The organism is Pseudomonas sp. SORGH_AS_0199, assembly GCF_031453735.1.
GTDB lineage: Bacteria > Pseudomonadota > Gammaproteobacteria > Pseudomonadales > Pseudomonadaceae > Chryseomonas > Chryseomonas aestiva.
This window is the reverse complement of sequence record NZ_JAVJAE010000001.1, coordinates 1,298,156-1,324,104: the sequence shown is the minus strand read 5'-3', so window position 1 is coordinate 1,324,104 and position 25,949 is coordinate 1,298,156. Positions and strand designations below refer to the sequence as shown.

24 protein-coding genes are annotated in these 25,949 nt (G+C 66.7%); 17 read left to right on the top strand and 7 right to left on the bottom strand.

Going from position 1 to position 25,949, the window contains the following annotated elements; genetic code table 11:
* Nucleotides 1-88: 88 nt before the first annotated feature.
* From QE444_RS06240 to ureC, 5 genes are all read left to right on the top strand, one after another.
* Nucleotides 89-928, top strand: a complete 840-nt coding sequence (locus QE444_RS06240) for an urease accessory protein UreD (protein WP_187981136.1) — start codon at nt 89-91, stop codon at nt 926-928.
* A gap of 79 nt (nt 929-1,007) precedes the next feature.
* A complete protein-coding gene (ureA, locus tag QE444_RS06235; RefSeq protein WP_187981135.1) occupies nt 1,008-1,310 on the top strand; it encodes an urease subunit gamma in 303 nt (100 codons plus the stop codon).
* A gap of 10 nt (nt 1,311-1,320) precedes the next feature.
* Nucleotides 1,321-1,830: a GNAT family N-acetyltransferase gene (locus QE444_RS06230; protein WP_187981134.1), complete on the top strand. Its 510-nt coding sequence runs from the start codon at nt 1,321-1,323 to the stop codon at nt 1,828-1,830.
* Nucleotides 1,827-2,132 carry an urease subunit beta gene (locus QE444_RS06225; protein WP_064307547.1) on the top strand — a complete coding sequence of 102 codons (306 nt, stop codon included), beginning with the start codon at nt 1,827-1,829 and terminating at the stop codon, nt 2,130-2,132. Before QE444_RS06230 ends, QE444_RS06225 begins: the two co-directional genes overlap by 4 nt.
* A 404-nt stretch (nt 2,133-2,536) precedes the next feature.
* Entirely contained in the window at nt 2,537-4,237 is a 1,701-nt protein-coding gene (gene ureC, locus QE444_RS06220; protein WP_187981133.1) for an urease subunit alpha, read from the top strand.
* Nucleotides 4,238-4,381: 144 nt separating this feature from the next.
* Here ureC and QE444_RS06215 read toward each other — a convergent pair whose 3' ends face one another.
* Nucleotides 4,382-4,912, bottom strand: coding sequence for an REP-associated tyrosine transposase (locus QE444_RS06215; protein ID WP_252977293.1), 531 nt, complete (start codon nt 4,910-4,912; stop codon nt 4,382-4,384).
* A gap of 242 nt (nt 4,913-5,154) precedes the next feature.
* Nucleotides 5,155-6,561, bottom strand: a complete 1,407-nt coding sequence (locus QE444_RS06210; RefSeq protein WP_133862180.1) for an L-cystine transporter — start codon at nt 6,559-6,561, stop codon at nt 5,155-5,157.
* A gap of 221 nt (nt 6,562-6,782) precedes the next feature.
* Here QE444_RS06210 and QE444_RS06205 point away from each other — a divergent pair, with 221 nt between their 5' ends.
* Nucleotides 6,783-7,112: a hypothetical protein gene (locus tag QE444_RS06205; protein ID WP_309737562.1), complete on the top strand. Its 330-nt coding sequence runs from the start codon at nt 6,783-6,785 to the stop codon at nt 7,110-7,112.
* Between the two features lie 81 nt (nt 7,113-7,193).
* Nucleotides 7,194-7,742: a glutathione peroxidase gene (locus QE444_RS06200; protein WP_280310797.1), complete on the top strand. Its 549-nt coding sequence runs from the start codon at nt 7,194-7,196 to the stop codon at nt 7,740-7,742.
* 906 nt (nt 7,743-8,648) lie between these two features.
* Here the strand turns inward: QE444_RS06200 and azu are convergent.
* On the bottom strand, nt 8,649-9,098 hold the full coding sequence (azu, locus tag QE444_RS06195) for an azurin (protein WP_309737561.1): 450 nt from the start codon (nt 9,096-9,098) through the stop codon (nt 8,649-8,651).
* Between the two features lie 330 nt (nt 9,099-9,428).
* Between azu and QE444_RS06190 the strand changes: the two genes are divergently transcribed.
* From QE444_RS06190 to QE444_RS06180, 3 genes are all read left to right on the top strand, one after another.
* Nucleotides 9,429-10,016: a TIGR00730 family Rossman fold protein gene (locus QE444_RS06190; RefSeq protein WP_273862496.1), complete on the top strand. Its 588-nt coding sequence runs from the start codon at nt 9,429-9,431 to the stop codon at nt 10,014-10,016.
* A gap of 97 nt (nt 10,017-10,113) precedes the next feature.
* Entirely contained in the window at nt 10,114-10,971 is an 858-nt protein-coding gene (locus tag QE444_RS06185) for an SDR family oxidoreductase (RefSeq protein ID WP_187981128.1), read from the top strand.
* 63 nt (nt 10,972-11,034) lie between these two features.
* Nucleotides 11,035-11,892 (top strand): glucose 1-dehydrogenase, encoded by an 858-nt coding sequence (locus QE444_RS06180; protein ID WP_133862186.1) that lies wholly within the window; start codon nt 11,035-11,037, stop codon nt 11,890-11,892.
* A gap of 558 nt (nt 11,893-12,450) precedes the next feature.
* Here QE444_RS06180 and QE444_RS06175 read toward each other — a convergent pair.
* Both QE444_RS06175 and quiC read right to left on the bottom strand, forming a co-directional pair.
* A complete protein-coding gene (locus QE444_RS06175; RefSeq protein WP_158896317.1) occupies nt 12,451-13,107 on the bottom strand; it encodes a TetR/AcrR family transcriptional regulator in 657 nt (218 codons plus the stop codon).
* A 54-nt stretch (nt 13,108-13,161) separates the two neighbouring features.
* Entirely contained in the window at nt 13,162-15,063 is a 1,902-nt protein-coding gene (quiC, locus tag QE444_RS06170; RefSeq protein WP_309737560.1) for a 3-dehydroshikimate dehydratase QuiC, read from the bottom strand.
* Nucleotides 15,064-15,509: 446 nt separating this feature from the next.
* On the opposite strand from quiC, the gene QE444_RS06165 reads away from it, so the two are divergent.
* From QE444_RS06165 to QE444_RS06145, 5 genes are all read left to right on the top strand, one after another.
* Nucleotides 15,510-16,907, top strand: a complete 1,398-nt coding sequence (locus QE444_RS06165; RefSeq protein ID WP_282288640.1) for an MFS transporter — start codon at nt 15,510-15,512, stop codon at nt 16,905-16,907.
* Nucleotides 16,908-17,159: 252 nt separating this feature from the next.
* Complete coding sequence (locus QE444_RS06160; RefSeq protein ID WP_133862190.1) at nt 17,160-18,425, top strand: OprD family porin; 1,266 nt, start codon at nt 17,160-17,162, stop codon at nt 18,423-18,425.
* 94 nt (nt 18,426-18,519) lie between these two features.
* Nucleotides 18,520-19,584: a PA0069 family radical SAM protein gene (locus tag QE444_RS06155; protein ID WP_309737559.1), complete on the top strand. Its 1,065-nt coding sequence runs from the start codon at nt 18,520-18,522 to the stop codon at nt 19,582-19,584.
* Nucleotides 19,585-19,763: 179 nt separating this feature from the next.
* Complete coding sequence (locus QE444_RS06150) at nt 19,764-21,581, top strand: S9 family peptidase (RefSeq protein ID WP_285389781.1); 1,818 nt, start codon at nt 19,764-19,766, stop codon at nt 21,579-21,581.
* An 86-nt stretch (nt 21,582-21,667) separates the two neighbouring features.
* Nucleotides 21,668-22,402 carry a DUF502 domain-containing protein gene (locus QE444_RS06145; protein WP_187981121.1) on the top strand — a complete coding sequence of 245 codons (735 nt, stop codon included), beginning with the start codon at nt 21,668-21,670 and terminating at the stop codon, nt 22,400-22,402.
* On the opposite strand, the gene QE444_RS06140 is transcribed toward QE444_RS06145, so the two are convergent.
* The gene (locus QE444_RS06140) at nt 22,399-23,196 is read right to left on the bottom strand and encodes an SDR family NAD(P)-dependent oxidoreductase (protein ID WP_187981120.1); all 798 of its coding nucleotides are present in this window, start codon (nt 23,194-23,196) and stop codon (nt 22,399-22,401) included. The two genes, QE444_RS06145 and QE444_RS06140, sit on opposite strands and share 4 nt — an antisense overlap.
* A gap of 153 nt (nt 23,197-23,349) precedes the next feature.
* Between QE444_RS06140 and QE444_RS06135 the strand changes: the two genes are divergently transcribed.
* Together QE444_RS06135 and QE444_RS06130 are read left to right on the top strand one after the other, a co-directional pair.
* Nucleotides 23,350-23,793: a DUF393 domain-containing protein gene (locus QE444_RS06135; protein WP_309737557.1), complete on the top strand. Its 444-nt coding sequence runs from the start codon at nt 23,350-23,352 to the stop codon at nt 23,791-23,793.
* A gap of 124 nt (nt 23,794-23,917) precedes the next feature.
* On the top strand, nt 23,918-25,183 hold the full coding sequence (locus QE444_RS06130) for an Hsp70 family protein (protein ID WP_133862196.1): 1,266 nt from the start codon (nt 23,918-23,920) through the stop codon (nt 25,181-25,183).
* Nucleotides 25,184-25,219: 36 nt separating this feature from the next.
* Here QE444_RS06130 and bdcA read toward each other — a convergent pair whose 3' ends face one another.
* Nucleotides 25,220-25,933, bottom strand: a complete 714-nt coding sequence (gene bdcA / locus QE444_RS06125) for an SDR family oxidoreductase (RefSeq protein WP_309737556.1) — start codon at nt 25,931-25,933, stop codon at nt 25,220-25,222.
* Nucleotides 25,934-25,949: the final 16 nt, after the last annotated feature.

Below are 25,949 nucleotides of genomic sequence, written 5' to 3'. Positions count from 1 at the left end.
TACCTAGCCGAAAGGCAACCTATGTCCACCCGGTCAGATTCTTGCAAGGCCCTCCCCAAATAGCCCAACCAGAACAACGACCAACCCGATGACCTCTGCCCTGCCCCCTGCCCTCTTCACCCCCGCCTGGCTGGCGCGCCTGGAGTTGGCCTATGCCCGCCAGGGCGACTGGACCCGGCCGACCACCCGCCGCCACCTCGGCCCCTTGCGGGTGCAGAAACACCTGCACGCCGAAGGTCCCGAGGTCTGCCAGCACATCATCGTCCATCCCCCAGGTGGCATCGCCGGAGGCGATCGGCTGGACATCGACGTCAGCGTCGGCGCGACCGCCTGGGCCCAGCTCACCAGCCCCGGGGCGGCCAAGTGGTATCGCGCCGCTAGCGCCGCCCACCAGCAGATCGACCTGCGCGTCGCTGCCGGCGCCACCCTGGAATGGCTGCCCCAGGAGACCATCGTCTTCTCCGGCGCCCAGGCCCGTCTCGCCACCCGCATCGAGCTGGAGGGCGACGCTCGCCTCTGCTACTGGGACATCGTCGCCCTGGGCCGCCCAGCCAGTGCCGAGCGCTTCGCCGAGGGGCTGTTCCAGGCGCACCTGGACATCCGTCGCGATGGCACTCCGCTATGGCACGAGCGCCAGCGCCTGGTCGGTGCGGATCGGTTGCTGGACTCGCCCATCGGCCTCGCCGGTCAGCCAGTGTTCGCCACCCTGCTGATCACCGGCACCCTGGACGCCGATACCCTGGCGCGTTGCCGCGAACTCGGCCTGGCGGTCCGCGGCGACCTGACCCAGCTGCCCGGACTGGTGGTCGCCCGCTGCCTGGCCGCCGAATCGCTGCAGGCGCGCGCCTGGCTGATCGAGGTCTGGCGCCTGCTGCGCCCGGCCCTGCTCGGCCGCGCCGCCGTGCCACCGCGGATCTGGAGCACCTGAGGCCGCGTCACTCTTGTAGGCGCGGCCCACGGCCGCGATGATCGACCTTCCTTGACCGAACCTGCCAACCGGAACACCCATGGACCTGACGCCCCGCGAAAAAGACAAGCTGCTCATCTTCACCGCCGGCCTGGTGGCCGAACGCCGCCTGGCGCGTGGGGTGAAGCTCAACTACCCGGAAGCCATGGCGCTGATCTCCGCCGCCCTGCTCGAAGGCGCCCGTGACGGTCGCACCGTCGCCGAGCTGATGCACTATGGCACCACCCTGCTGAGCCGCGACCAAGTGATGGAAGGCGTTCCGGAGATGATCCCGGAGATCCAGGTGGAAGCCACCTTCCCCGACGGGACCAAGCTGGTCACCGTCCACCAGCCGATCGCCTAGGGAGACCGCCATGAGTCTGATCGTCCGCGACGCCATCCCCGCCGACCTGCCGGCCGTGCTGCACATCTACAACGACGCCGTCAGCAACACCACGGCGATCTGGAACGAGACCCCGGTAGACCTGGCCAATCGCCAGGCCTGGTTCGACCTGCGCGCCACCCAGGGCTACCCCATCCTGGTCGCCGAGAATGCCGACGGCGTGGTGGTGGGCTATGCCTCCTTTGGCGACTGGCGGCCCTTCGAGGGCTTTCGCCACACCGTCGAGCACTCGGTCTATATCCACCCCGACCAGCGCGGCCAGGGCATCGGCCCGCGCCTGATGACGATGCTCATCGAGCGCGCCCGTGCCTGCGACAAGCACGTGATGGTGGCCGCCATCGAGAGCGGCAACCAGGCCTCCATCCGCCTGCACGAGCGCCTGGGCTTCATCACCACCGGGCAGATGCCCCAGGTCGGCACCAAGTTCGGTCGCTGGCTGGATCTCACCTTCATGCAACTGATGCTGGAGCAGCGCCCATGATCCCCGGCGAATACCAGATCCAGGACGGCGATATCGAACTCAACGCCGGCCGCCGCACCCTGAGCCTGACCGTCGCCAACAGCGGCGACCGGCCGATCCAGGTGGGCTCCCACTACCACTTCCACGAGACCAATGACGCCCTGCTGTTCGATCGCGCCCTGGCCCGCGGCATGCGCCTGAACATCGCCGCCGGCACCGCCGTGCGCTTCGAACCGGGCCAGAGTCGCGAGGTGGAACTGGTCGAGCTGGCCGGCCTGCGCACCGTCTACGGCTTCGCCGGGCGGGTGATGGGGAAGTTGTAGGAACAAGCCCCCTCACCCCAACCCTCTCCCTCAGGGAGAGGGGGCTGAAAGCAGACACCGTGCCTTTCGCGCTTTCCTCCTGGTCCGCGAGACTGGAGCGGAGCGAGAGGCCAAACCGGAACACCCGCCCTTCCCCCTCTCCCCCTGGGAGAGGGTCGGGGTGAGAGCAAAACAGAACACCCTGCTGTGCAGGAATACTCCCTGCACGAGGCAACAGGATGCCACCCGCTCTTCCCCCTCTCCCCCTGGGAGAGGGGCGGGGTGAGGGCAAACCAGAACACCCTGCCGTCCAGGAATAACTCCCTGAACGAGGCAACAGGATGCCACTCGCTCTTCCCCCTCTCCCTCCGGGAGAGGGTCGGGGTGAGGGCAAACCGGACCACCTTTATTCGGGATTCACACCTATGAAAATCTCCCGCCAAGCCTATGCCGACATGTTCGGCCCCACCACCGGCGACCGGGTGCGCCTGGCCGATACCGAGCTCTGGATCGAGGTCGAAGAAGACCACACCGTCTACGGCGAAGAAGTGAAATTCGGCGGCGGCAAGGTCATCCGCGACGGTATGGGCCAGAGCCAGCTGCTGGCGGCCGAGGTGGTGGATACCGTCATCACCAATGCGCTGATCGTCGACCACTGGGGCATCGTCAAGGCCGATGTCGGCCTCAAACAGGGCCGCATCCACGCCATAGGCAAGGCCGGCAACCCGGATATCCAACCCGGCGTCAGCGTGCCCATCGGCGCCGCCACCGAGGTCATCGCCGGCGAGGGCATGATCCTCACCGCCGGTGGCATCGACTCGCACATCCACTTCATCTGCCCGCAGCAGATCGAAGAGGCGCTCATGAGCGGCACCACCACCATGATCGGTGGCGGCACCGGCCCGGCCACCGGCACCTATGCCACCACCGTGACCCCCGGTCCCTGGCACATGGCGCAGATGCTCAAGGCCGCCGACGCCTTCCCGATGAACATCGGCTTCACCGGCAAGGGCAACGCCAGCCTGCCCGGGCCGCTGGAAGAGCAGGTCCGCGCCGGCGCCATCGGCTTGAAACTGCACGAGGACTGGGGCACCACCCCGGCCGCCATCGACAACTGCCTGGCGGTGGCCGATCGCTTCGACATCCAGGTGGCCATCCACACCGACACCCTCAACGAATCCGGTTTCGTCGAGACCACCCTGGGCGCCTTCAAGGGTCGCACCATCCACACCTACCACACCGAGGGTGCCGGGGGCGGCCATGCGCCGGACATCATCAAGGCCTGCGGCTTCCCCAATGTGCTGCCCAGCTCCACCAACCCGACGCGGCCCTTCACCAAGAACACCATCGACGAGCACCTGGACATGCTCATGGTCTGCCACCACCTGGACCCGAGCATCGCCGAGGACGTGGCTTTCGCCGAGAGCCGCATCCGCCGCGAGACCATCGCCGCCGAGGACATCCTCCACGACCTCGGCGCCTTCGCCATGATCAGTTCCGACAGCCAGGCCATGGGCCGCGTCGGCGAGGTCATCACCCGCACCTGGCAGACCGCCGACAAGATGAAGAAGCAGCGCGGCCCACTGCCCGAGGACACCGCTGGCAACGACAATTTCCGGGTCAAGCGCTACATCGCCAAGTACACCATCAACCCGGCGATCACCCATGGCATCAGCCACGAGGTGGGCTCCATCGAGGTGGGCAAGTTCGCCGACCTGGTGCTCTGGCGCCCAGCCTTCTTCGGCGTCAAGCCGACGCTGATCCTCAAGGGCGGCGCCATCGCGGCCAGCCTGATGGGCGACGCCAACGCCTCCATCCCCACCCCGCAACCGGTGCACTACCGCCCGATGTTCGGCAGCTACGCCGGCATGCTCCACGACACCAGCCTGACCTTCATCAGCCAGGCCGCCTTCGACGCCGGGGTACCCGAGCAACTGGGGCTGAAGAAGCGCATCGGGGTGGTCAAGGGTTGCCGCACCGCGCAGAAGAGCGACCTCATCCACAACGGCTACCTGCCGACCATCGAGGTCGATCCGCAGAACTACCAGGTCAAGGCCGATGGCCAGCTGCTCTGGTGCGAACCGGCCGAGGTGCTGCCGATGGCGCAGCGGTATTTCCTGTTCTAACGAGGCCTGTTCCAAAGGCACGGCCTATTGGACTTCGCTGCGCTCAACCCAACCTACGGGTCTCCAACGTCGCTTTGGCACGACGTGGAGAGTTGAACCGCGTAGGTTGGCGCTGAGTGTAGCGAAGCCCAACACGACCAACTCTCACCGCTCGCCCACCGCCCAGTCCTCATCGCGCTGTCCTGCCCAATCCACCGGCAGGACGCCCGCTCGCACATAGCGATGAATGGACGAATGGGGCCACTCCACCGCCCTAGGCGCATGGCCGTGCTTCACCGGGTTGAAATGGATGTAGTCGAAATGTCGCTGCAGATCCTGCTCGTCCCGAATTCGGTGCTCCCAATAGCGTCTTTGCCAGACGCCGCGTTCGCGTTTCAGCCGGCGCGATAGATTCACCGTCTCCAACGGCGGTAACTGACGCGAGAAGCCTGCCTTGATCAGGCTCCAACGCAGCGGATAGTCACCATCGTCATCTGGCAGACGCCAGAGCGCGTGCAGGTGATCGGGGAGGACCACCATGGCGAGGATATCGAAGGGATGCCGGACCTTCACCTCGCGCACGGCCTGCTTGAGCGATCCGATATGGTCGACGAGCAGAGTGGCCGAGCGGTCGTTGAGATTGAGCGTGAAAAAGAAGATGCCGCCCGCGGCACGGCTGCGTCGATAGTCCAAGATCACCGTCCCTGGTGAATGGAAAGTCGCAGTCTAGAGCCTTTTTCAGGGCTGTTGGATAGATCGTGCCTGTTGGGCTTCGCTGCGCTCAGCGCCAACCTACGCGGTTCAACCATCCACGTTGTACCCAGTCAACATTAGGCACCCGCAGGTTGGGCTGAGGCGGCTCCACCGCCGAAGCCCAGCACACCGCAGCAGGCATCGGGCGCCGTTGGGCTTCGCTGCGCTCAACCCAACCTACGGACTCAGCCGCGACTGATCGGCGCCGCCGGGGCTTCGGCGCGGTCGTTGCGGTCATAGGTGGCCTTGTCCAGCTGGCCCATCCAGCGTGCGGTCAGGGTGCCGGCGGTCATGGAGCCGTTGACGTTGAGGGCGGTACGGCCCATGTCGATCAGCGGCTCGATGGACACCAGCAGCGCCACCAGGGTGACCGGCAGGCCGAGGGCCGGCAACACGATCAGGGCGGCGAAGGTAGCACCACCACCTACGCCCGCCACACCCGCCGAACTCAGGGTGACGATACCCACCAGGGTGGCGATCCACAGCGGATCGAACGGATTGATGCCCAGGGTCGGGGCGACCATCACCGCCAGCATGGCCGGATAGAGACCGGCGCAGCCGTTCTGGCCGATGGTGGCACCAAAGGAGGCGGCGAAGCTGGCGATGGCCGGCGGTACGCCGAGACGCTCGGTCTGGGCCTCGATGCTCAGCGGGATGGTCGCCGCGCTGGAACGGCTGGTGAAGGCGAAGCTCAGCACCGGCCAGACCTTGGGAAAGAAGCGCGCGGGCGACAGGCCGCTCAGGGTCAGCAGCAGCGCATGCACGCCAAAGAGGATGCCCAGGCCCAGGTAGGAGGCGATCAGGAAGGTGCCCAGCTTGAGCACGTCCTGGGGACTGGCGGTGGCGACCATCTTGGTCATCAGCGCCAGTACGCCGTAGGGGGTGAGTTGCAGCAGCAGGCGCACCAGCTTCATCACCCAGGCCTGGAGCACGTCGATGCCGGCCAGCACCTTCTCGCCACGCACCGGATCGTCGCGCTGCAGGCGCAGGGCGGCGACGCCGAGGAAGGCGGCGAAGATGACCACGCTGATGATGGAGGTGGGATTGGCACCCGTGAGATCGGCGAAGGGATTCTTCGGAATGAAGGACAGCAGCAGCTGCGGCACCGACAGATCCGCCACCTTGCCGACATAGCTGTTCTGCAGGGCGGTCAGGCGCGCGGTCTCCTGGGCGCCTTGCACCAGGCCCTCGGCGCTCAGGCCGAACAGCCAGGTGACCAGCACCCCGACCAGGGCGGCGATGGCGGTGGTGAACAGCAGCGTACCCAGGGTCAGCAGGCTGATGCGCCCCATGGAAGACGCTTCGCGCAGCCGCGCCACGGCCGCCAGGATGGAGGCGAACACCAGCGGCATGATGCTCATCTGCAGCAGCTGCACATAGCCGTTGCCGACCAGGTTGAACCAGCCGATGGAGGTCTTGAGCACTGGGGCGTCATGCCCGTAGACGAATTGCAGCACCAGGCCGAAGGCCACGCCCAGGGCGAGACCAATGAAGACGCGCACGGCCAGGCTCCAGCCGGTGTTGCGGGTACGCGCCAGCAGGCCGAGCAGCACGGCGAAGGCGACGAGGTTGAGGACGAGAGGCAGATTCACACGAGGTCTCCAGAACGGCGCCCGACACGACCGCCGGACGAAAAGGCGGCGATGGTAGCAGCTCGGGCCGCCTCGGCTTAGATCGAGGTGCTATCACCTGATAACGGGAGGAGCGGTCCTATCGCCGGGGTGAACGGGGCTCGTCCAGGGCGTTGCGCTGCTAGAGTTCAGCCAACCGGGAAATGACGCCCGGCCCTGCCACATCAGAAAAGGAATACTCCATGCAACGTTTCGCCAAGCTCGCCGCTTCCTTCGCCCTCACCGCCGCCGTCGCTGGCTGCACCGGCACCGCGATGAAGACGCAGAACCTGGATCCGTCGCAGTACACCGTCGTCGGTCATGGCGAAGGCAAGGCGACCGGCCTCATGATCCTGGGCTTCATTCCGGTCCAGCAGAACGACCGCTTCGTGCGCGCCCAGCAGGCCGCCATCAAGTCCCGCGGCGGCGATGCGCTGATCAATGCCCAGGTGCAGGAAAACTGGTTCTGGGCCTACGTGCTGAGTGGTTTCACCACCACCGTTTCCGGCGACGTGGTCAAGCTCAAGCGCTGAGCCCCAGCCGTCCGATCGACGCCGCCCATCGAGGCGGCGTTTTTGCGCTAGGCTGATCGCTTCTTTCCGAGGAAGCCGACCATGACCGCGACCCTGATGAAACTCCCGCTGCAATCCATCGACGGCGAAACCCTGACCCTGGAGCGCTACCTGGGCAAGGTGCTGCTGGTGGTGAACGTTGCCTCCAAGTGCGGCCTGACCAGCCAGTACGAAGGCCTGGAACGCCTCTATGAGGCCCAGCGCGAGCGCGGCCTGGAAGTGCTCGGCTTTCCCGCCAACGACTTCAAGCAGCAGGAGCCGGGCAGCGACGCCGAGATCAAGGAATTCTGCACCCTCACCTATGGCGTGCAATTCCCCATGTTCGCCAAGCTCAGCGTGGTGGGTGAAGACAAGCATCCGCTCTATGCCGAACTGACCCAGGCGCAACCCGAGACGACCGGCGACGGCCCCTTCCGCGAGCGCATGCTGAGCCGTGGAGGCACGCCCAACCCCAAGCCCGAGGTGCTGTGGAATTTCGAGAAATTCCTGATCGGGCGGGATGGGGAGGTGGTGGGGCGCTTCGCACCGGATGTGACCGCGGATGATCCGCGGCTGGTGGCGGCCATCGAGAAGGAATTGGCGAAGGGCTGAAGCTGCCCTGCCGGTAAATGGCGAGGCGTGACCTGATTCGTAGGTTGGGTTGAGCGCCAGCGAAGCCCAACACTGCCAGGGCCAACCTTCAATATTGGTGCCCTAGCTGATTATCGAGTTTTGCTGGCACCTCTTGTTTCGCTCTCCCGAGCGACTCACTTTTGCCAGTCGCGGCAAAAGTAAGCAAAATCGCTTGCCCTGATCATCCGGCCCTACGCTTCGCTCCGGGTCCGCTCACGCCAGCGCCGTTCCGGGGTCGGCCTACACGGGCCGTCCATGGCCCGTGTAGGCCTCTCGCCGCAGCCATGCGGCTCGACCCACTCCACGACACTGGCGTTCGCCCTTCTGAACAGGGCGATTCGCCAGCCTGGAAGTGTTGGTTGAAGAGCAATGAACCGCTCGTACCCCGTAGCGTGGATAACGGCGCAGCCTTATCCACAGGGATCGCGTTACGCACCAGCGGAAAACGCTGCGCGGTTTTCCACGCAACTAATCACTCTGGTTCCTCCTGTAAACACCGCAACCTCAGGCTGGCGCCCCGTCCCCGTCAGTGAGGCCGAGTGCAGGTGTCGCGCAGGGGGATGCGAGGCAGGACGCCGAGCAAGGCACGAGGGGCAGGAGGCCCCTTCGTGCCGTGCCCCTGGAGCGGCGCCGGAGCGAGGGGACCCGGAGCGCAGCGAAGGGCCGAAACGTGGGGTGTGCTTTCTTTTGCTTACTTTTCTTTGCACAAGCAAAGAAAAGTAAGTCGCCGGCCAGGCGAAATAGGGGCAGCAGCAATGCCGGTAAACAGCTAGGGCAAACAACTTCGAAGCCGTTGGGCTTCGCTAACGCTCAACCCAACCTACAGGCGTCTTCTGCACAAGAGGTCGCATTGCGACGGTCGACCGCCACAACCCAACCTTCCCCTTACCCCCGCTGCAACACCCCGCGCATGGAGCCGAAATGCCCCGGGAAGGAACAGAAGAAAGTGTATTCCTTGCCCGCTTCCAGGGCCCCGGTATCGAAGGTCACCGCGTCCTTCTCGCCGCCGCCCAGCATGCGGGTATGGGCGATGATGCGTTCGTCGCCCTCGGGCAGATAGCCCTTGGCTTCGCCCGCGTTCATGCCGGCGGCGTCGACGGCCGAGGCGTCGGTGGAGCGGGTCAGCACCCAGTTATGGCCCATGACGTTCTTCGGCAGGCTGCCGTTGTGGATCAGCTCGACGGTAAAGGTCTTGCACGAGGCCGGGACCTGGATCGAGGCGCGGCTGTAGGTCATCTGGTCGCCGGCTTCGATCTGGGTGGTACAGCTGTCGGCGGCCCAGGCGCCGGTACTTCCCAGGGCGAACAGCGCGGCGGCGAAAAGCGTGGATTTCATGAACCCTCCGGATGCGTGAAAGTCGCCAGTCAGACCGATGCGAGGGTGGCGGGTTCCAGCGGCCATGGCAAGGGCACGGCTTCGCTCTATCGCCTCCATCGAAACCTTTGCCAGGTCGCCGGACCTTAGCTCTGGGTACTATCCCTCCATCATCCGCCAGCCAAGGACGCCCGCCATGACCCTTACCGCCCTGCTGCACGAGTTGTTCGCCAACTATGCCCAGGCCGCCAGCGGCAATGCGCCGGAGGTCGCTTTCCTCGCGCGATGAGGGTGCTTTGCTCCGGCGGAGCGGGCGGCTAGGCTAGGCGCTTTGCCTGCCTAGGAGTCCCTATGTCGCTGAAAACCGTCTGTGTCTTCTGTGGCGCCAAGCCCGGTGCCTCGCCTGTCTTCGCCGAAGCCGCGGCGCACCTCGGGCGCACCCTCGCCGAGCGCGGCCTCACCCTGGTCTATGGGGGCGGCAAGGTCGGCCTGATGGGTGTGGTCGCCGATGCCGCCCTGGCTGCCGGTGGCGAAGTCATCGGCATCATTCCCCAGAGTCTCAAGACCGCCGAGCTGGGCCATACCGGCTGCACCCGCCTGGAAGTGGTCGACGGCATGCATGCGCGCAAGGCGCGAATGGCGGAACTGGCCGATGCCTTCATCGCCCTCCCCGGCGGCCTGGGCACCCTGGAAGAACTCTTCGAGGTCTGGACCTGGGCTCAGCTCGGCTATCACGCCAAGCCCATGGGCCTCCTGGAGGTCGATGGCTTCTATGCCCAACTGGAAGGCTTCCTCGATCACCTGGTCGCCCAGGGCTTCGTCGCCGCGCCGCATCGCGCCATGCTGCAGGTGGAAGCTTCACCAACGGCCCTGCTAGACGCCCTCGCCGCCTGGCAACCCACGGTGCCACCGCGCTGGGCCGAAGCGGCACCCCGCTAGCGCCGGTACACCGCCCGTCCCGGATCTCGAACCCTCGCCGCTTGTGGCCTGTCGGTACTGACAGGCCCGCAAAAGTTACCGCGACGAGGATTCTTCCATGACCGACTTCCCCAAAGCCCCGATGCCGGAACAGCAGCAGGCCGTTCCCGGCCTGCAATCGCGCATGAATCCGGTGCCGGATTGCGGCGAGCAAAGCTACAAGGGTTCTGGCCGGCTGGCCGGCAAGAAGGCGCTGATCACCGGTGGCGACAGCGGTATTGGCCGTGCCGTGGCCATCGCCTTCGCCCGTGAGGGCGCCGATGTCGCCATCAGCTACCTGAACGAGCACGAAGACGCCGAGGACACCGCCCGCCTAGTGCGCGAAGCCGGCCGCGAGGCGCTGCTGCTGCCGGGTTGCCTGTCCAAGCGCGAGCAGTGCCTGGCAGTGGTGGACCAGACCGTGGCCGCCTTCGGCCGTCTCGATGTGCTGGTCAACAACGCCGCCTTCCAGATGACCCACGAGACCCTCGAAGAGATTCCCGACGACGAGTGGGTCTACACCTTCGATGTGAATATCACCGCCATGTTTCGCATCACCCAGGCCGCGATAAAGCACATGGGCCCGGGTGGCTCCATCATCAACACCACCTCGGTGAATTCGGACATGCCACGGCCGACGCTGCTGGCCTATGCCACCACCAAGGGCGCCATCGCCAACTTCACCGCCGGCCTGGCTCAGCTACTCGGCGAGAAGGGCATCCGCGCCAACAGCGTGGCTCCCGGCCCTGTCTGGACTCCGCTGATCCCGGCCACCATGCCGCCGGAGCAGGTCAAGGAATTCGGCGGCAACACCCCGCTCGGCCGCCCTGGCCAGCCGGTGGAACTGGCGCCGGTCTACGTGATGCTGGCCTCGGACGAATCCAGCTACACCTCGGGCGCGCGCATCGCCGTCACCGGTGGCAAGCCGATCCTCTGACCAGCCCTGCGCCCCGGCACAGGCCGGGGTCGGCCCTTCTTTTTCCGCATTCGGAGCCCGCTCGTGAGCGACCATCCCAAACCCCCGCTGAAACCCCAACCCCAGACCTTTCCCGGTTCCGAAGCACGCATGGATCCGCAACCCGACAGCGGCGCCGCGAGCTACCGCGGCTCGGGTCGCCTGGCGGGCAAGAAGACCCTGATCACCGGTGCCGACAGCGGCATCGGTCGCGCCGTGGCCATCGCCTTCGCCCGTGAGGGCGCCGATGTCGCCATCGCCTACCTGGACGAGCACGAGGATGCTCAGGAGACTGCCCGCCTGGTCACCGAAGCCGGGCGCCAGGCCGTGCTGCTGCCGGGCGATCTGGCCGAACGCCAGACCTGCCTGGACGTGGTGCAGAAGACCGTCGAAGCCTTTGGCCGCATCGACGTGCTGGTCAACAACGCCGCCTTCCAGCAGGTGCGCGACAGCCTCGACGAGATCCCTGACGAGGAATGGGTGCATACCTTCAACGTGAACATCCATGCCATGTTCCGCATCACCCAGGCCGCCCTGAAGCACATGCCACGCGGCGGCTCCATCATCAACACCGCGTCGATCAACGCCGACATCGCCCCGCCGACCCTGCTGGCCTATTCGGCCACCAAGGGCGCCATCGCCAACTTCACCGCGGGTCTGGCGCAGCTGCTGGGAGAGAAAGGTATCCGCGCCAACAGCGTGGCCCCTGGCCCGATATGGACGCCGTTGATCGTCAGCACCATGAAACCGGACGAGCCGGAGCAATTCGGTAGCAGCACGCCGCTGGGTCGCCCCGGCCAGCCGGTGGAACTGGCGCCAGCCTATGTGCTGCTGGCGTCCGACGAGGCGAGCTATATCTCCGGCGCCATGCTGCCGGTGACGGGCGGGATGCCGGTGCTCTAAGGGTTCTGGCTGGGGTGCCTGGGTTTGCCCTCACCCCGGCCCTCTCCCGGAGGGAGAGGGGGCGATTGGACTCCGTGCTCCGTAGGCTGGGTTGAGCGCAGCGAAGCCCAACGTTAGACATCCAGCAGCGTTGGGCTTCGACGATGGAGCTGTCTCAACCCAACCTACGAGGCTAGGGTTCCTGGGCTCGCCCTCACCCCGGCCCTCTCCCGGAGGGAGAGGGGGTAGCTTCGTAGGTTGGGTTGAGCACAGCGAAGCCCAACGCGGGATATCCGGCAATGTTGGGCTTCGACGATGGAGCCGTCTCAACCCAACCTACGGAGCTAGCGTGCTTGGGTTTGCCCTCACCCCGGCCCTCTCCCGGAGGGAGACGGGGTAGCTCCGTAGGTTGGGTTGAGCGCAGCGAAGCCCAACGTTGGACATCCAGCAGCGTTGGGCTTCGACGATGGAGCCGTCTCAGTCCAACCCACGGAATTTTCTGCCCTACGCATCCATGCCGGCGACCGGAAGCCTCGGTCAAACGCCCCTCTCCCTTGGGGAGAGGGGCGCTCGTATACCCTACGGCTGCAGGTAGCGCACCATCGCATCGCCGATCATGGTCTTGTGCCGGCGCAGCACGGCCGGTTCTTCCATGTCGATGTCGTGGATGTGGCCGAAGGTATGGCGGTTGGAGACACGATAGAAGCAGAACGAGCACATCAGCAGGTGCACATCCACCGCGTCCAGCCCGCTGCGGATCTCGCCGCTGGCTTCGCCGCGCGCCAGGATGCGGCGCAGGGCCTCCAGCGCCGAGGAGTTGAGGCTGGAGATGGTCTCGGACTGCGCCAGGTGGCGACCGCGGTGGATGTTCTCGATGCTCACCACGCGGATGAAGTCGTCGTGGCTGCGGTGGTGCTCGAAGAGGAATTCCGCCAGGGTGCGGATCGCCTCCAGCGGCGGCAGGCGGTCCAGTGGCAATTCGGCCTCGTTGCCGCGCACGTCGCTGTAGAGCTTTTCCAGCACCGTCAGGTAGAGCTGCTCCTTGCTGCCGAAGTAGTAGTAGATCATCCGCTTGGAGGTATGGGTGCGCTCGGCGATGGCATCCACCCGCGCTCCGCTCAGCCCCAGGTCGGCGAACTCGGCCACGGCGGCAGCGAGGATGGCCTGACGGGTCTTCTCGGGATTGTTCTTGCGCGGGGTACGGAGCGTAGGCGCGAGCGCCGGGGTGTCCTGCATCGGGCTGACTCTTGTCGGAGGAGAGGCGCGGGCACCCGCAGGTGCCCGCCTGGCTCAGAATTCCAGGGGTGCCGGGCGGCCCTGGCGGGCCTGCAGCATGGCCGCCAGGCGGACCGGGCTGTTGGCCGCGCCGTAGCCACTGTAATCCTTGCGCTGGAGGATTTCGAAGAAGAATCGGTCGGCGAAGGACTCGGTGTAGACATGGAATAGCTCGCCACCCTGGGCGTCACGGTCGTAGAGCACGTTGTAGTAGGCCAGCCGACTGAGGAAGTCGTCGTCGAAATCGAAGCGCGCGCCCAGGTCGTCGTAGTAGTTCATCGGGATCTCCAGCAGGGGTACCCCGGCGGCCTTGGCCTGTTCCACCGCCTGGAAGATGTCCTGGCAGGCGAAGGCGATGTGATGCACCCCCGAGCCGCGATAGCTGGACAGTGCCCGGGCGATGGCGGTGTTGCGATTCTCCGAGATGTTCAGCGCCAGGCGCACGCTGCTCTCGCGATTCTTCAGCGCACGACTCTTGACCAGGCCATAGGGGTCCGGGACCACCACCTCGTCGTCGGCGCTGAAGTCGAACAGGCTCTTGTAGAACAGCACCCAGCTGTCCAGCGCATCGGCCGGCAGGGCGATGGCCACGTGGTCGACATGGGTCAGACCGAGCCCTCCGCTGGCGCCGGCGCTGACATCGAAGTCGGTGTCGTAGAGACTGCGGCCATCCACGCCGCGATCGGCGAGATAGATCAGGCTGCCGTCCGGTGCCCGCACCGCCGGGATTTCCCGCTCGTTGGGGCCGACCAGGCCGCGATAGGGCTGCGCCCGGTACTGCTGGGCGCGCTCCAGGGCGGCCTGGCTGTCCGGCACGCGCAGGGCCATGGCGCACAGCGAGGGCCCGTGGGCCTCGAAGAAGTTGTGGCCGAAGGAATAGGGTTCGGCGTTGAGCACCAGGTTGATCTCGCCCTGGCGCAGCAGGGTGACGTTCTTCGAGCGATGCCGGCCGGCCTGGGCGAAGCCCAGCTTGCCCAGCCAGCGCGCCAGTTCGGCGCCATGGCCGTCGTCGACGGCGAATTCGAGGAATTCGGTGCCTTCCAGGCGCGGCGCCTCGGGCGGGGCGAATAGCGGCGCTGCCACCGGGGTCTCCTCGCGCTGCAGCCGCGCGGCGGTCTGCTCTTCCAGGTAGAGCAGGGATCTCAGACCATCGGCTGCGGTGGCGCGGGTCTGGGCGGCGCGGAAACCGTCGTTGAAGATCTCCAGCGACAGCGGTCCCTGGTAGCCGGTCTGCAGGATGGGCGCGAGGAAACCGGCCAGGTCGAATTCGCCCTGCCCCGGGAAGCAGCGGAAATGCCGACTCCACTCCAGCACGTCCATCTGCAGCAGCGGCGCATCGGCCATCTGCACGAAAAAGATCTTGTCCCCCGGGATCTGCGCGATGGCCGCCGGATCGCCGCCGATGGACAGGGTGTGGAAGCTGTCGAGCAGCACGCCGAGATTGGGATGATCGACCGCCTTCACCAGGCGCCAGACCTGCTGCCAGGTGTTGACGTGGCGCCCCCAGGCGAGGGCCTCGTAGCCGATGCGCAGTTCGCGCCGGGCGGCGCGCTCGGCCAGCAGTTGCAGGTCGTCGGCGATCAGGCGCTCGTCGCCGAGACTGTCGGCGGCGGTGTTGCTGCACACCAGGATGAGGTCGGTGCCCAGTTCCTGCATGAGGTCGAACTTGCGCTCGGCGCGGTCGAGATTGCGCTGCAGGCGCTCGCGGCGATTGCCCTCGAAGTCGCGGAACGGCTGGAACAGGGTGATGGCCAGCCCCAGGTCCTGGGCGCGCTGGCGGATCTCCCGCGGGCTGGCCCCGGAATACAGCAGGTCGTTCTCGAAGATCTCCACACCGTCGAAACCCGCCGCGGCGATGGCCTCGAGCTTCTCGGTCAGGGTGCCGCTGATGGATACGGTCGCGATGGAACGCTGCATGCCGGTGCTCCTCTGTTGAACGGCCACGCCGCGGGACATGCGGGCGGGTGGCGCGGATTCGTCGGGTCTGGCACCGATTATTCGTGGCACCGCGTGGCCCAACAATGGATTATGTACGAACCGGTTAGTTTCTGTTCGCTGATCGAACATTTGGTCATCCGGCGAATTGACCCGCCCCAGCAGCGCCTCGCACTATGGATCGCAGAGCCCAGCGCTCGTCGCTTCCGCCGCGTCGACCATAACAAGACAAACAAGAGTGTGCGTCCATGCCTCAGCTATCCACGTTATCCTGCGTCCCCCGTCGCGTCTGCAGTCCCACCGCGCTCAGTCGGCGACGGCCAGGCTAGGTCTTCCCGTCCTTTTCATCTTCGGCTCCCGCTGTCCGAGCGAGTTCGTGCGCGGCGCTGAAACCCTCCTGGCCTGACAATAAAATTCCGGAGACAACCATGGCCACTACCGCCTCCCCCACCCCCGGCTCCCAAGCCAAGAAAGCCACCGCGAGCGGCTGGATCGGCTCGGCGCTGGAATACTACGACTTCTTCATCTACGCCCAGGCGGCGGCGCTGATCTTTCCGCAGATCTTCTTCCCCTCCAGCGATCCCAAGATGGCCATCGTCGCCTCCCTCGCCACCTATGGCGTGGGCTATCTGGCGCGGCCGGTCGGCGCCTTCGTGCTCGGTCACTGGGGCGATACCCGCGGCCGCAAGAACGTCCTGCTGCTGTGCATGTTCCTCATGGGCATCGCCACCATGGCCGTGGGCCTGCTGCCCACCTACCACCAGATCGGCATCCTCGCGCCCATCCTGCTGGTGGTACTGCGCCTGATCCAGGGCTTCGCCGTGGCTGGCGAGATCTCCGGAGCCAGTTCCATGGTGCTCGAACACGCGCCCTTCGGCCGACGTGGCTACTATGCGAGCTTTACCCTGCAGGGGGTGCAGGCCGGCCAGGTGATGGCCGCCGCGGTGTTCCTGCCGCTGGCCTACTTCATGCCCGCCGATGCCTTCAACAGCTGGGGCTGGCGCATCCCCTTCCTGCTCAGCGCCTTCGTCCTGCTGGCCGGCTTCATCATCCGCCGGGAAGTCCAGGAGACGCCCGCCTTCGTCAAGGAAGAAGCCAAGACCGGCACCGCCACCGTGGCCAGACGCTCGCCCATCGGCGAAGCCCTGACCACCAGCTGGAAGGCCATGATCCTGGTCGCGCTGATGGCGCTGATGAACGTCATCCCGGTGGTGGCCACCATCTTCGGCGCCGCCTACGCGGTGCAACCGGCCTACGGCATCGGCTTCGACAAGAGCGTCTACCTGTGGATACCGGTGGTGGGCAACATCGTCGCCGTGCTGGTGATCCCCTTGGTCGGCAACCTCTCCGACCGCATCGGCCGCCGGCCGACCATGATCGGTGGCGCCCTGGGTTCGGGTCTGCTGGCCTTCGGTTATCTCTATGCCATCAGCATCCACAACCTGCCGCTGGCCTTCCTCATGTCGCTGCTGATGTGGGGCGTGGTCTACCAGGGCTACAACGCGGTCTTCCCCAGCTTCTACCCGGAGCAGTTCCAGACCCGCTACCGCGTCTCGGCCATGGCCATCGCCCAGAACATCGGCACCATGCTCACCGCCCTGCTGCCGGCCCTGTTCGCCCTGGTCGCCCCGCCCGGCACCGACAACATCTGGCTGGTGGTCGGTAGCCTGGCCTTCGGCGTGACCTGCCTGTCGGCCCTGGCGGCCTACCTGTCGCCGGAAACCTACCGGGTACCGATGAGCGACCTGGGCAAGCCGGGCGCCGTGCAGATGGACAAGCACGCCTATGACACGGCCCGTCAGGACAGCCTCAAGGCCAGCGTCTGACCCCTCGCGAGCCCTCGCCTGGCGAGGGCTCCGCCCTGCTACCTTGGTAGTCTTGCCGTAAGACATACGTTGTCATATAACTACTCGACCGAACGCCTCGGTCGCTGCTTTCCGATAATTCAAATAAGAAAGGAATCCCTCATGTCGCCTGCACCTTCCTAGCCGTACCTCGCACCACCGCCCTACCCGCCCTCGTCAGATGCCGCCTCCGCGCCGGCAGGGCACCCCTTACCTACAAGAACAAGGAACACCATGAGCACTCGACTCGCTTCCGGCCGGCTCGCCCGTGCCTGCGCCGCCTTCGCCGCTCTCGCCAGCACCACGCCACTGTGGGCCGCGGACGGTTTCATCGAAGGCACCAAGGCCACGCTCAACCTGCGCAACTTCTATTTCAATCGCAACTTCGTCGATCCGGCCTACACCGCGCAGAACAAGGCCGAGGAATGGACCCAGAGCTTCATCTTCGGCCTGACCTCCGGCTACACCCAGGGGCCGGTGGGCTTTGGCATCGATGCCCTGGGGCTGTATTCGGTCAAGCTCGACGGTGGCGCCGGCACCTACGGCACCCAGCTGCTGCCGACCCATGCCGGCAACGAACCGGCCAAGGATTTCGGCCGCCTGGCGGTGGCTGCCAAGGCCAAGGTCTCCAAGACCGATATCAAGGTCGGCGAGTGGTTCGCCGTGCTGCCGATCCTCAGGTCCGACGACGGCCGCTCGCTGCCGCAGACCTTCCAGGGCGCGCAGATCCACTCCACCGAGATCCAGAACCTGGAACTCTGGGGCGGCCAGATGCGGCAGAACAGCCCGCGCAACGACGCCAGCATGGAAGACATGTTCATGCAGGGCCGCGCCAATGCCACCTCCGACCGCTTCAACTTCGTCGGCGGCGAATACAAGTTCAACGAGAAGCGCACCCAGATCGGCCTCTGGTACGCCCAGCTCGAAGACATCTACAACCAGAAGTTCATCAACCTGATCCACTACCAGCCGGTGGGCAGCTGGACCCTGGGCGCCAACCTCGGCTACTTCATCGGCGACGATGACGGCTCCGCCCGCGCCGGTGCCCTGGACAACCGCACCGCCTATGCGCTGCTCTCGGCCAAGCAGGGCGGCGGCACCTTCTATGTCGGCCTGCAACGCGTCAGCGGCGACAGCGCCTGGATGAGGGTCAACGGCACCAGCGGCGGCACCCTGGCCAACGACAGCTACAACTCCAGCTACGACAACGCCCGGGAACGCTCCTGGCAGGTGCGCTACGACCACAACTTCGCCGCCTTCGGCGTGCCGGGTCTGACCCTGATGAACCGCTACCTCAGTGGCGACAACGTGCACACCGGCACCATCACCGACGGCAAGGAATGGGGTCGCGAATCCGAGGTGCAATACGAGGTGCAGAGCGGCCCGCTGAAGAAGCTGCTGATCCGCTGGCGCAACTCCAGCATGAGACGCGACTACAGTGCCAGCGGCTCCTTCGACGAGAACCGCATCATCCTCAACTACCCGATCTCGGTGTTGTAGGAAACGCGGTGCGGCTGCCCGGGTGGCAGCCGCACCCTTGCCCGGATCGACCAGACCCTATACTGTATAGAAATACAGCCATCGAGGTCTGCCCGTGACCCAGCCTCAACGCCCGCCACGGGGTCGTGGCACCGCCAGCAATCCGCACAATCGCTTTGCCGCGACCCGCAGCGAGAGCGAGCACGACGGCTGGTACGAAGAAGCCACCCCGCTGACCTTCACCACCCGCGTGCGCCAGGAAACGGCCAAGACGGTGATCAGCCGCAACCAGTCGCCGGATGTCGGCTTCGATCGTTCGGTGAATCCCTATCGCGGCTGCGAGCATGGCTGCATCTACTGTTTCGCCCGTCCTTCCCATGCCTACTGGGACCTCTCGCCCGGTATCGACTTCGAGACCCAGCTGATCGCCAAGACCAATCTGGTCGAGCGGCTGGAGGCGGAGCTGAGCAAGCCGGGCTATCAGCCGCAGCCCATCGCCCTGGGCATCAATACCGACGGCTACCAGCCCATCGAGCGGCAGTACCAGCTGACCCGTCAGGCGCTGGAGATCCTGCTGCGCTATCGCCATCCGGTGACGATCATCACCAAGAGCGCGCTGATCCTGCGCGACCTGGAGCTCTTCGTGCAGCTCGCCGAGCGCAACCTGGTGCGCGTCGCCTTCAGCCTCACCACGCTGGACGATGACCTCAAGCGCATCCTCGAACCGCGCACCGCGGCACCCCAGGCCCGGCTGCGCGCCATGCGCACGCTGCACGAGCACGGGGTGCCGGTGAGCGCCCTGCTGGCGCCGATGATTCCCATGATCAACGACCATGAACTGGAAGCCCTGCTGGAGGCGGCCCGCGACCACGGCGCTCGCTCGGCCGGCTATACGTTGTTGCGGCTGCCCCTGGAAATCGTCGAGTTGTTCGAGAAATGGCTGCAGACGCACTTTCCCGAACGCGCCGCCCATGTCATGAGCCTGATCCGCCAGTCGCGCGGCGGGAAGAACTACGACAGCCGCTTCGGCATCCGCATGAAGGGCGAAGGCCAGTTCGCCGAACTGCTGGCCCAGCGCTTTCGCCTGGCCCGCCGACGCTTCGGCCTGGAGCGCCGCGAGGGCGAGGGCCTGGATTGCAGCCAGTTCGCCCCGCCGGGGCAGCAGCTGGGGTTGTTCTAGCACCGGCGCCGAACGGACTGCCCCTCACCCCAACCCTCTCCCAGAGGGAGAGGGGGAAAAGCGGCACACACCCCGTAGGTTGGGGTGAGCGCAGCGAAGCCCAACAGCGTGGTATCCCTCACCCAGCCCTTCCCACCCAGCTGCTAGGCTAGACGGCTGTGTCCCTCTCTGGAGTCGCCATGACCGCCCCTATCCCGCTCACGCCAGCCCAGGCCGTTGCCGCCGGTATCGACTTCGCCGAACTCAAGGTCGATGCCAGCGGCCTCTACTGGAGCCAATACGATCCCACCGACGGCGCTACTCGCCTCTGGGTTCGCGAGGCCGGCGCGGCGCCGCGGTGCCTTACGCCGGCGGGCTTCAGCCTGCGGAGCAAGGTCTATGAATACGGCGGCGGTGCCCTTTGCCTGGGTGACCAGGGACCGCTGTTCGTCAACGAAGCCGACCAGGCGGTCTATCGCCAGCCGCGAGAGGGCGGCGCGCCCGAATGGCTGGCCGGGGGCGAGGCCTGGCGCTACGGCGATCTGCACTGGGATGGCGTCCGGCAGCAGGTGCTGGCGGTCGAGGAGGATCGCCGCGAGCAGCCGCCGCGGCATCGCCTGGTCGCCCTGCGTGCCGGTGGCGCGCGCCAGGTGCTGGCCGAAGGCGCGGACTTCTACGCCGCACCGCGCACCAGCGCTGACGGCCGCCGCCTGGCCTGGATCGAGTGGGACCGGCCCCACCAGCCCTGGACCCGCACCCGGCTGCTGACGGCGACGCTGGATACCGCAGGACGCCCCGGGGCGCCCACCGTCGTGTCGGCCGACCCCGACGAATCGCTGCAACAACCGCTGTTCGACAGCGAGCAGCGGCTCTGGGCGCTGAGCGATCGCCAGGGCTGGTGGCAGCCCTGGTGCGCGTCCGCGGAGGGCTTCGCGCCCCAGCAGGCACCCGCGGCGGATCACGCGGCGGCGCCCTGGCAGCTGGGCGGTAGCAGCTGGTTGCCGACCGCGGAAGGCTGGCTGGCGACCTGGCAGGAAGACGGCTTCGGTGTGCTTGGCGAGCGCCGGGCCGCGGGCGAGACCCGCCACCTGGCCACAGACTTCAGCCGCTTCCGTGGCCTGGCCCTGGACGACAATCATTGCTATTGCATCGCCGCGGCGCCCACACGCCCCTCGGCGGTGCTGGCCATCGATCGCCGGAGTGGTGCGGTGGAAATCGTCACCGGTGGCGTCGCGCCCCTCGGCGACAGCGCCATCGTCGCGCCCCGGTCGCTGAGCTATCCCAGTGGCGACGGCCAGGCCCAGGGCTTTCTCTATCTGCCGGAACGGCAGGGCGAGAGTCCGCCGCCGCTGCTGGTCAGCATCCATGGCGGACCCACCTCCTGCACCTATCCGGTGTTCGATGCGCGCATCCAGTTCTGGGTCCGCCAGGGCTTCGCCGTGGCCGATCTCAACTATCGCGGCAGCAGCGGCCACGGCCGGGCCTATCGCCAGGCGCTGCACCTGCGCTGGGGCGAGGTGGACGTCGAGGATGCCTGTGCGGTGGTCGCCTACCTGGGCGCCCAGGGCCTGGCGGACCCGGCGCGCGCCTTTATCCGCGGTGGCAGCGCCGGTGGCTATACGGTGCTCTGCGCGCTGGCCTTCCGCGACGTCTTTCGCGCCGGGGCCAGCCTCTATGGCGTCAGCGACCCCCTGGCGCTGGCCAAGGCCACCCACAAGTTCGAGGCCGACTACCTGGACTGGCTGATCGGCGATCCCGAAGCCGATCGCGCGCGCTACGAGGCACGCACACCGTTGCTGCATGCCGAGGGCATCCAGGCGCCGGTGATCTTCCTGCAGGGCCTCAAGGACGCCGTGGTGGTCCCCGCCCAGACCGATGCCATGGCTGCGGCGCTGGAGGCACGCGGCATACCGGTGGTGGTCAGGCGCTATCCCGACGAGGGCCATGGCTTTCGCCGGGCGGTCAACCAGGCGGACGCCCTGGAACAGGAAGCCGCCTTCTATCGTCGCTGGCTGTAAGGAAGGCGCGCTCAGAAAGTCGGCCCGCGCCGACGCTGGGTGCGCCTGGCCCGTATAGAATGGCGCTTTAGCCGTCGAGTTCTTGCATGCCCTTCGTTCGCCGCGGTATCGAAAGCATCGTCTCCACCTGGCTGGCCGGTCTGCTCTTGCTCCTGCCGCTGGTACTGACCCTGGCGCTGATCGGCTGGATCGTCAGTTTCCTCAATGGCCTGATCGGACCCAACACCACCCTGGGCCGGTTGTTCGTGGCGGTCGGTCATCCCTTCGTCGGCAATTCCCTGGCGGCCTATGGCCTCGGCACCCTGCTGCTGCTGGTGCTGCTCTATCCGCTGGGCCTGGCGGTCAAGCTGGGGCTGCGTCGGCCGCTGGGCTGGTTCGCCGACATGACCTTTCGCCGCATTCCGGTGGTGGGCAAGCTCTATGGCCTGGCCGAGCGCTTCGTCGAATTGCTCGACCGCAAGGAAGGTGGAGCGGACATCCGCGCCATGAGTCCGGTGTGGTGCTTCTTTGGGGGCAAGGGCGTGGCGGTGCTGGCGCTGCTGCCCAATCCGGCGGTGATCGACATCGAGGGTCGCCACTATCACGCCGTGCTGGTGCCCTCGGCGCCGGTGCCGGTGGGTGGCGGGCTGCTCTATGTCCCGGTGGACTGGGTAAAACCGGCGGACATGGGCATCGACATGTTCACCAGCATCTATGTCTCCATGGGCATCACCCTGCCGCCAGTGGTCAAGGATCGCCAGGTGGAATTCATTCCTCTGGAAGAAGCCGTGCGCCGCCAGCAGGAAAACGGGACGGCCGAGGAGCCGCCCCGCCCGTCTTAGTTCTGCACCGCCTGGACCGAACCGCCATCCACACGCAGGTTGCTGCCGTTGATGAAGGAGCCGCGCTCGGACACCAGCAGGGCGATGGCCGCGGCCACCTCTTCCACCTTGCCGCGGCGCTTCTGCACGATGCCGGGCCGCTCTTCGTCGAGGAAGCTTTCGATGGCTTCCTCGAAGGAGACGCCCTTTTCCTTGGCGCGCTTTTCCATCATGCCGTCGGTCATGCCGGTCTCGATGAAGGCCGGCGACACGGTATTGCACAGCACGCCGTGGGCCGCCTCCTTGTACGACAGGTTCTTGATGAAGGCGGCCAGGGCGGCCTTGGCCACGTTGTAGACGGCCTCTTCCCAATAGGGCTGGACGGCGTTTTCCGAGGTGATGCAGACGAAGCGACCCCAGCCGCGCTGGCGCATGCGCGGGATGGCGGCGCGGCCAACGCGCACGGCGGAAAAGAAGTCGGTGGCCCAGGCTTCCTCGTAGTCGGCATCGGCCAGTTCCAGGGGATCGCCCTTGGCGCCGGTGACACCGGCGGTGTGCACTACGATGTCGATCTGGCCGAAGCGGGCCTCGCCCTGCTCCACCAGCTGGTCCACCGCCGCCTGGTCGGTCATGTCGGCGGCGATCAGCAGCGTATCGCCTGGCAGGCCCTTGGCCGCCTCTTCCAGCTTGCCCTGCTCCAGATCGGAGAGCACCAGCTTGACGCCCTCCTCGGCCAGCAGCTTCGCCGTGGCCAGACCCATGCCACCGCTGGCACCCGTGATGAGGGCGACGCGCCCCTTGATTCCCAGATCCATACCGACCTCGCTATCAGATTGCTTACCATGCCGTGATCCGGCGTCTCTGATTCCGACTCGCCACGAGAGGCCGTTGCGCTTACCGTTCGGCGGAAAGCGCAACGGCCGCCCTGCCTGCCGGTCCAGATAGGCAAGCCCCCTGGGAAGATCACGATGCACGCACCTCGCCTGCCCCTGACCCTCTTTCACGACGGCGCCTGTCCGCTGTGCGCCCGCGAGATAGCCTGGCTGCGCCGCCATGCCGACCCCAGCCAACTGCGGCTGGTGGACCTGGCCGCGCCGGACTACCCCGCGCAGGCGCCGGCCGATGCCCCGCCGCGCCAGGCCATGCTCGACCTGCTGCATGCCCGGGATGCCGATGGCCGCTGGTTCAAGGGCCTGGACGCCACCTACTGGAGCTGGCGCACCGCCGGTCTCGGTCACTGGGCGCGGCCGCTGGGCTGGCGACCGCTGCGGCCGTTGCTGGAAGTGGGCTATCGCCTGTTTCTCAAGCTGCGCCCGGGTCTGACCTGGCTGCCGCATCCGGAGGGCAGTCGGCGTTGCCAGGATGATGTCTGCACCGTGGAAGAGCCGCGCGACCGCTCGCGCAAGGGCTGACATCACCGCCCGCACTCGCCGCGGGCCTGAAAGACACCGGCCAACCCTGCTGGCATCCGGCCAGGGTTCGCCTGCACGCGTGTCTCGGCTAAACTGCGCGGCTGCTCGCGTTACGGATCCTGACATGTCTGCTGCTCTACCCGCCCGCGCCCTGGGCCTCGACTTCGGCACCTCCAACTCCACCGCTGGCTGGCTCAGGCCTTCCGGCGAGGTCCTGCTGGCCCTCGAAGAAGGCAAGGCGACCCTGCCCTCGGTGATCTTCTTCAACGCCGAGGAGCGCCGCCCGGCCTATGGCCGCCAGGCGCTGCACGAATACCTGGAAGGCTATGAGGGGCGTCTGCTGCGCTCGCTCAAGAGTCTGCTCGGCTCCAACCTGCTCAAGGGCGAGACCAGCATCCTCGGCAGTGCCCTGCCCTTCACCGAGGTGCTCGGCCTGTTCCTCGGCACCCTCAAGCAGCGCGCCGAACAGCAGGCCGATCGCCCCTTCGACGCCGTGGTGCTGGGCCGTCCGGTGCATTTCGTCGATGACGATCCGGTCGCCGACCAGGAGGCCGAGAACACCCTGGCCGCGGTGGCGCGCCAGGTGGGCTTCAGCGACATCTCCTTCCAGTTCGAACCCCTTGCCGCCGCCTTCGACTACGAGCGCAGCATCGAGCGCGAAGAGCTGGTGCTGATCGTCGACATCGGCGGTGGTACCTCGGACTTTTCCCTGGTGCGCCTGGCGCCGGAGCGCCGCAACCTGGCCGACCGCGCCGGCGACATCCTCGCCACCGGCGGCGTGCACGTCGGCGGCACCGACTTCGACCGCCAGCTGAGTCTGGAAGGCGTGATGCCGCTGCTGGGCTACGGCAGCGCCATGAAGAGCGGCGCCACCATGCCCACCAGCCACTACATCAACCTGGCGACCTGGCACACCATCAACGCCGTCTACGCCAAGAAGAGCGTGCTGGGCCTGCGCGACATGAGATACGACGCCCAGGACACCCGCTGCATGGATCGGCTGTTCAAGCTCATCGAACAGCGCGCCGGCCACTGGCTGGCGATCCAGGTGGAAGACGCCAAGATCGCCCTGACCGACGACTGGCGCCGCACCCTGCGCCTGGATCGCATCGAGACCGGCCTGGCCGCGGATCTGGAGCGGCCGCTATTCGATGCCGCCATCGCCCTGCAACTGGAACGCCTGAGCCGCGGCGTGGACGACCTGCTGGCCCGCGCCGACCTCGATCCCGCGCGGGTCGACAGCCTGTTCTTCACCGGCGGCTCCAGCGGCATCCCGGCGCTGCGCCAGGCCCTGGCCAGGCGCTTCCCCGGCGCCCGCCTGGTGGACGGCGACCGCTTCGGCAACATCGGCAACGGCCTGGCCATCGAGGCGTTCAAGCGCTACGGCTAGGATAGCCGCCACGCTCGGCGCCGGTCGCACGCTCGATCAGGCGCCGAAGGCGCCGTCGATGGTGTGCATGGCACCGGTGACGAAGCCGGCCTCGGGGCCGGACAGCCAGGCGACCATGCCGGCCACCTCGTCGGCGCTGCCGTGGCGCTTGATCGCCAGGAAGCTGTGCATCAGCTCCTTCATGGGGCCATCGGCCGGATTCATCTCGGTATCGATGGGGCCGGGCTGCACCACGTTGACGGTGATGCCGCGCGGACCGAAGTCCCGCGCCAGACCACGGGCGAGCCCCTGCAGGGCAGACTTGCTCATGGCATAGGCGGCCAGGCCGGGCAACGGCATGCGATCGCCATTCACCGAGCCGATGACGATGATCCGCCCGCCTGCCGGCATCTGCCGCGCCGCCTCGACCGCCGCATGATAGGGCGCCTGGACATTGATGCGCAGCAGGCGATCGACGGCGTCCGGATCCTGTTCCAGGGCATCGCCGAACAGCGCCACGCCGGAATTCACCACCAGCACGTCCAGCGGACCACAGGCGCGCACCCGGGCGATCACCGCGTCGCGGTCGGCGCTGTCGGTCAGCTCGGCGGTGCTCCCGGTCTCCGCGGCGAGGGCCAGGGCGGCGTCAGCGGAACTGGCATAGGTAAAGGTTACCCGGGCACCTTCGGCGGCGAAGCGCCGCACGATGGCGGCGCCTATGCCGCGACTGCCACCCAGTACCAGGATCTTCTTGCCTGCGAAATTGCTCATGGATCTGCCTCCTGAT

What these genes read in the sequence shown, in the direction of transcription:
- QE444_RS06160 (WP_133862190.1), top strand. Translation starts at nt 17,160, where the DNA reads ATGAGCACTCGACTCGCTTCCGGCCGGCTCGCCCGTGCCTGCGCCGCC.
- ureC (WP_187981133.1), top strand. Translation starts at nt 2,537, where the DNA reads ATGAAAATCTCCCGCCAAGCCTATGCCGACATGTTCGGCCCCACCACC.
- QE444_RS06230 (WP_187981134.1), top strand. Translation starts at nt 1,321, where the DNA reads ATGAGTCTGATCGTCCGCGACGCCATCCCCGCCGACCTGCCGGCCGTG.
- bdcA (WP_309737556.1), bottom strand. Translation starts at nt 25,933, where the DNA reads ATGAGCAATTTCGCAGGCAAGAAGATCCTGGTACTGGGTGGCAGTCGC.
- QE444_RS06165 (WP_282288640.1), top strand. Translation starts at nt 15,510, where the DNA reads ATGGCCACTACCGCCTCCCCCACCCCCGGCTCCCAAGCCAAGAAAGCC.
- QE444_RS06135 (WP_309737557.1), top strand. Translation starts at nt 23,350, where the DNA reads ATGCACGCACCTCGCCTGCCCCTGACCCTCTTTCACGACGGCGCCTGT.
- QE444_RS06175 (WP_158896317.1), bottom strand. Translation starts at nt 13,107, where the DNA reads ATGCAGGACACCCCGGCGCTCGCGCCTACGCTCCGTACCCCGCGCAAG.
- ureA (WP_187981135.1), top strand. Translation starts at nt 1,008, where the DNA reads ATGGACCTGACGCCCCGCGAAAAAGACAAGCTGCTCATCTTCACCGCC.
- QE444_RS06225 (WP_064307547.1), top strand. Translation starts at nt 1,827, where the DNA reads ATGATCCCCGGCGAATACCAGATCCAGGACGGCGATATCGAACTCAAC.
- QE444_RS06130 (WP_133862196.1), top strand. Translation starts at nt 23,918, where the DNA reads ATGTCTGCTGCTCTACCCGCCCGCGCCCTGGGCCTCGACTTCGGCACC.
- QE444_RS06190 (WP_273862496.1), top strand. Translation starts at nt 9,429, where the DNA reads ATGTCGCTGAAAACCGTCTGTGTCTTCTGTGGCGCCAAGCCCGGTGCC.
- QE444_RS06150 (WP_285389781.1), top strand. Translation starts at nt 19,764, where the DNA reads ATGACCGCCCCTATCCCGCTCACGCCAGCCCAGGCCGTTGCCGCCGGT.
- QE444_RS06140 (WP_187981120.1), bottom strand. Translation starts at nt 23,196, where the DNA reads ATGGATCTGGGAATCAAGGGGCGCGTCGCCCTCATCACGGGTGCCAGC.
- QE444_RS06185 (WP_187981128.1), top strand. Translation starts at nt 10,114, where the DNA reads ATGACCGACTTCCCCAAAGCCCCGATGCCGGAACAGCAGCAGGCCGTT.
- quiC (WP_309737560.1), bottom strand. Translation starts at nt 15,063, where the DNA reads ATGCAGCGTTCCATCGCGACCGTATCCATCAGCGGCACCCTGACCGAG.
- azu (WP_309737561.1), bottom strand. Translation starts at nt 9,098, where the DNA reads ATGAAATCCACGCTTTTCGCCGCCGCGCTGTTCGCCCTGGGAAGTACC.
- QE444_RS06240 (WP_187981136.1), top strand. Translation starts at nt 89, where the DNA reads ATGACCTCTGCCCTGCCCCCTGCCCTCTTCACCCCCGCCTGGCTGGCG.
- QE444_RS06200 (WP_280310797.1), top strand. Translation starts at nt 7,194, where the DNA reads ATGACCGCGACCCTGATGAAACTCCCGCTGCAATCCATCGACGGCGAA.
- QE444_RS06205 (WP_309737562.1), top strand. Translation starts at nt 6,783, where the DNA reads ATGCAACGTTTCGCCAAGCTCGCCGCTTCCTTCGCCCTCACCGCCGCC.
- QE444_RS06145 (WP_187981121.1), top strand. Translation starts at nt 21,668, where the DNA reads ATGCCCTTCGTTCGCCGCGGTATCGAAAGCATCGTCTCCACCTGGCTG.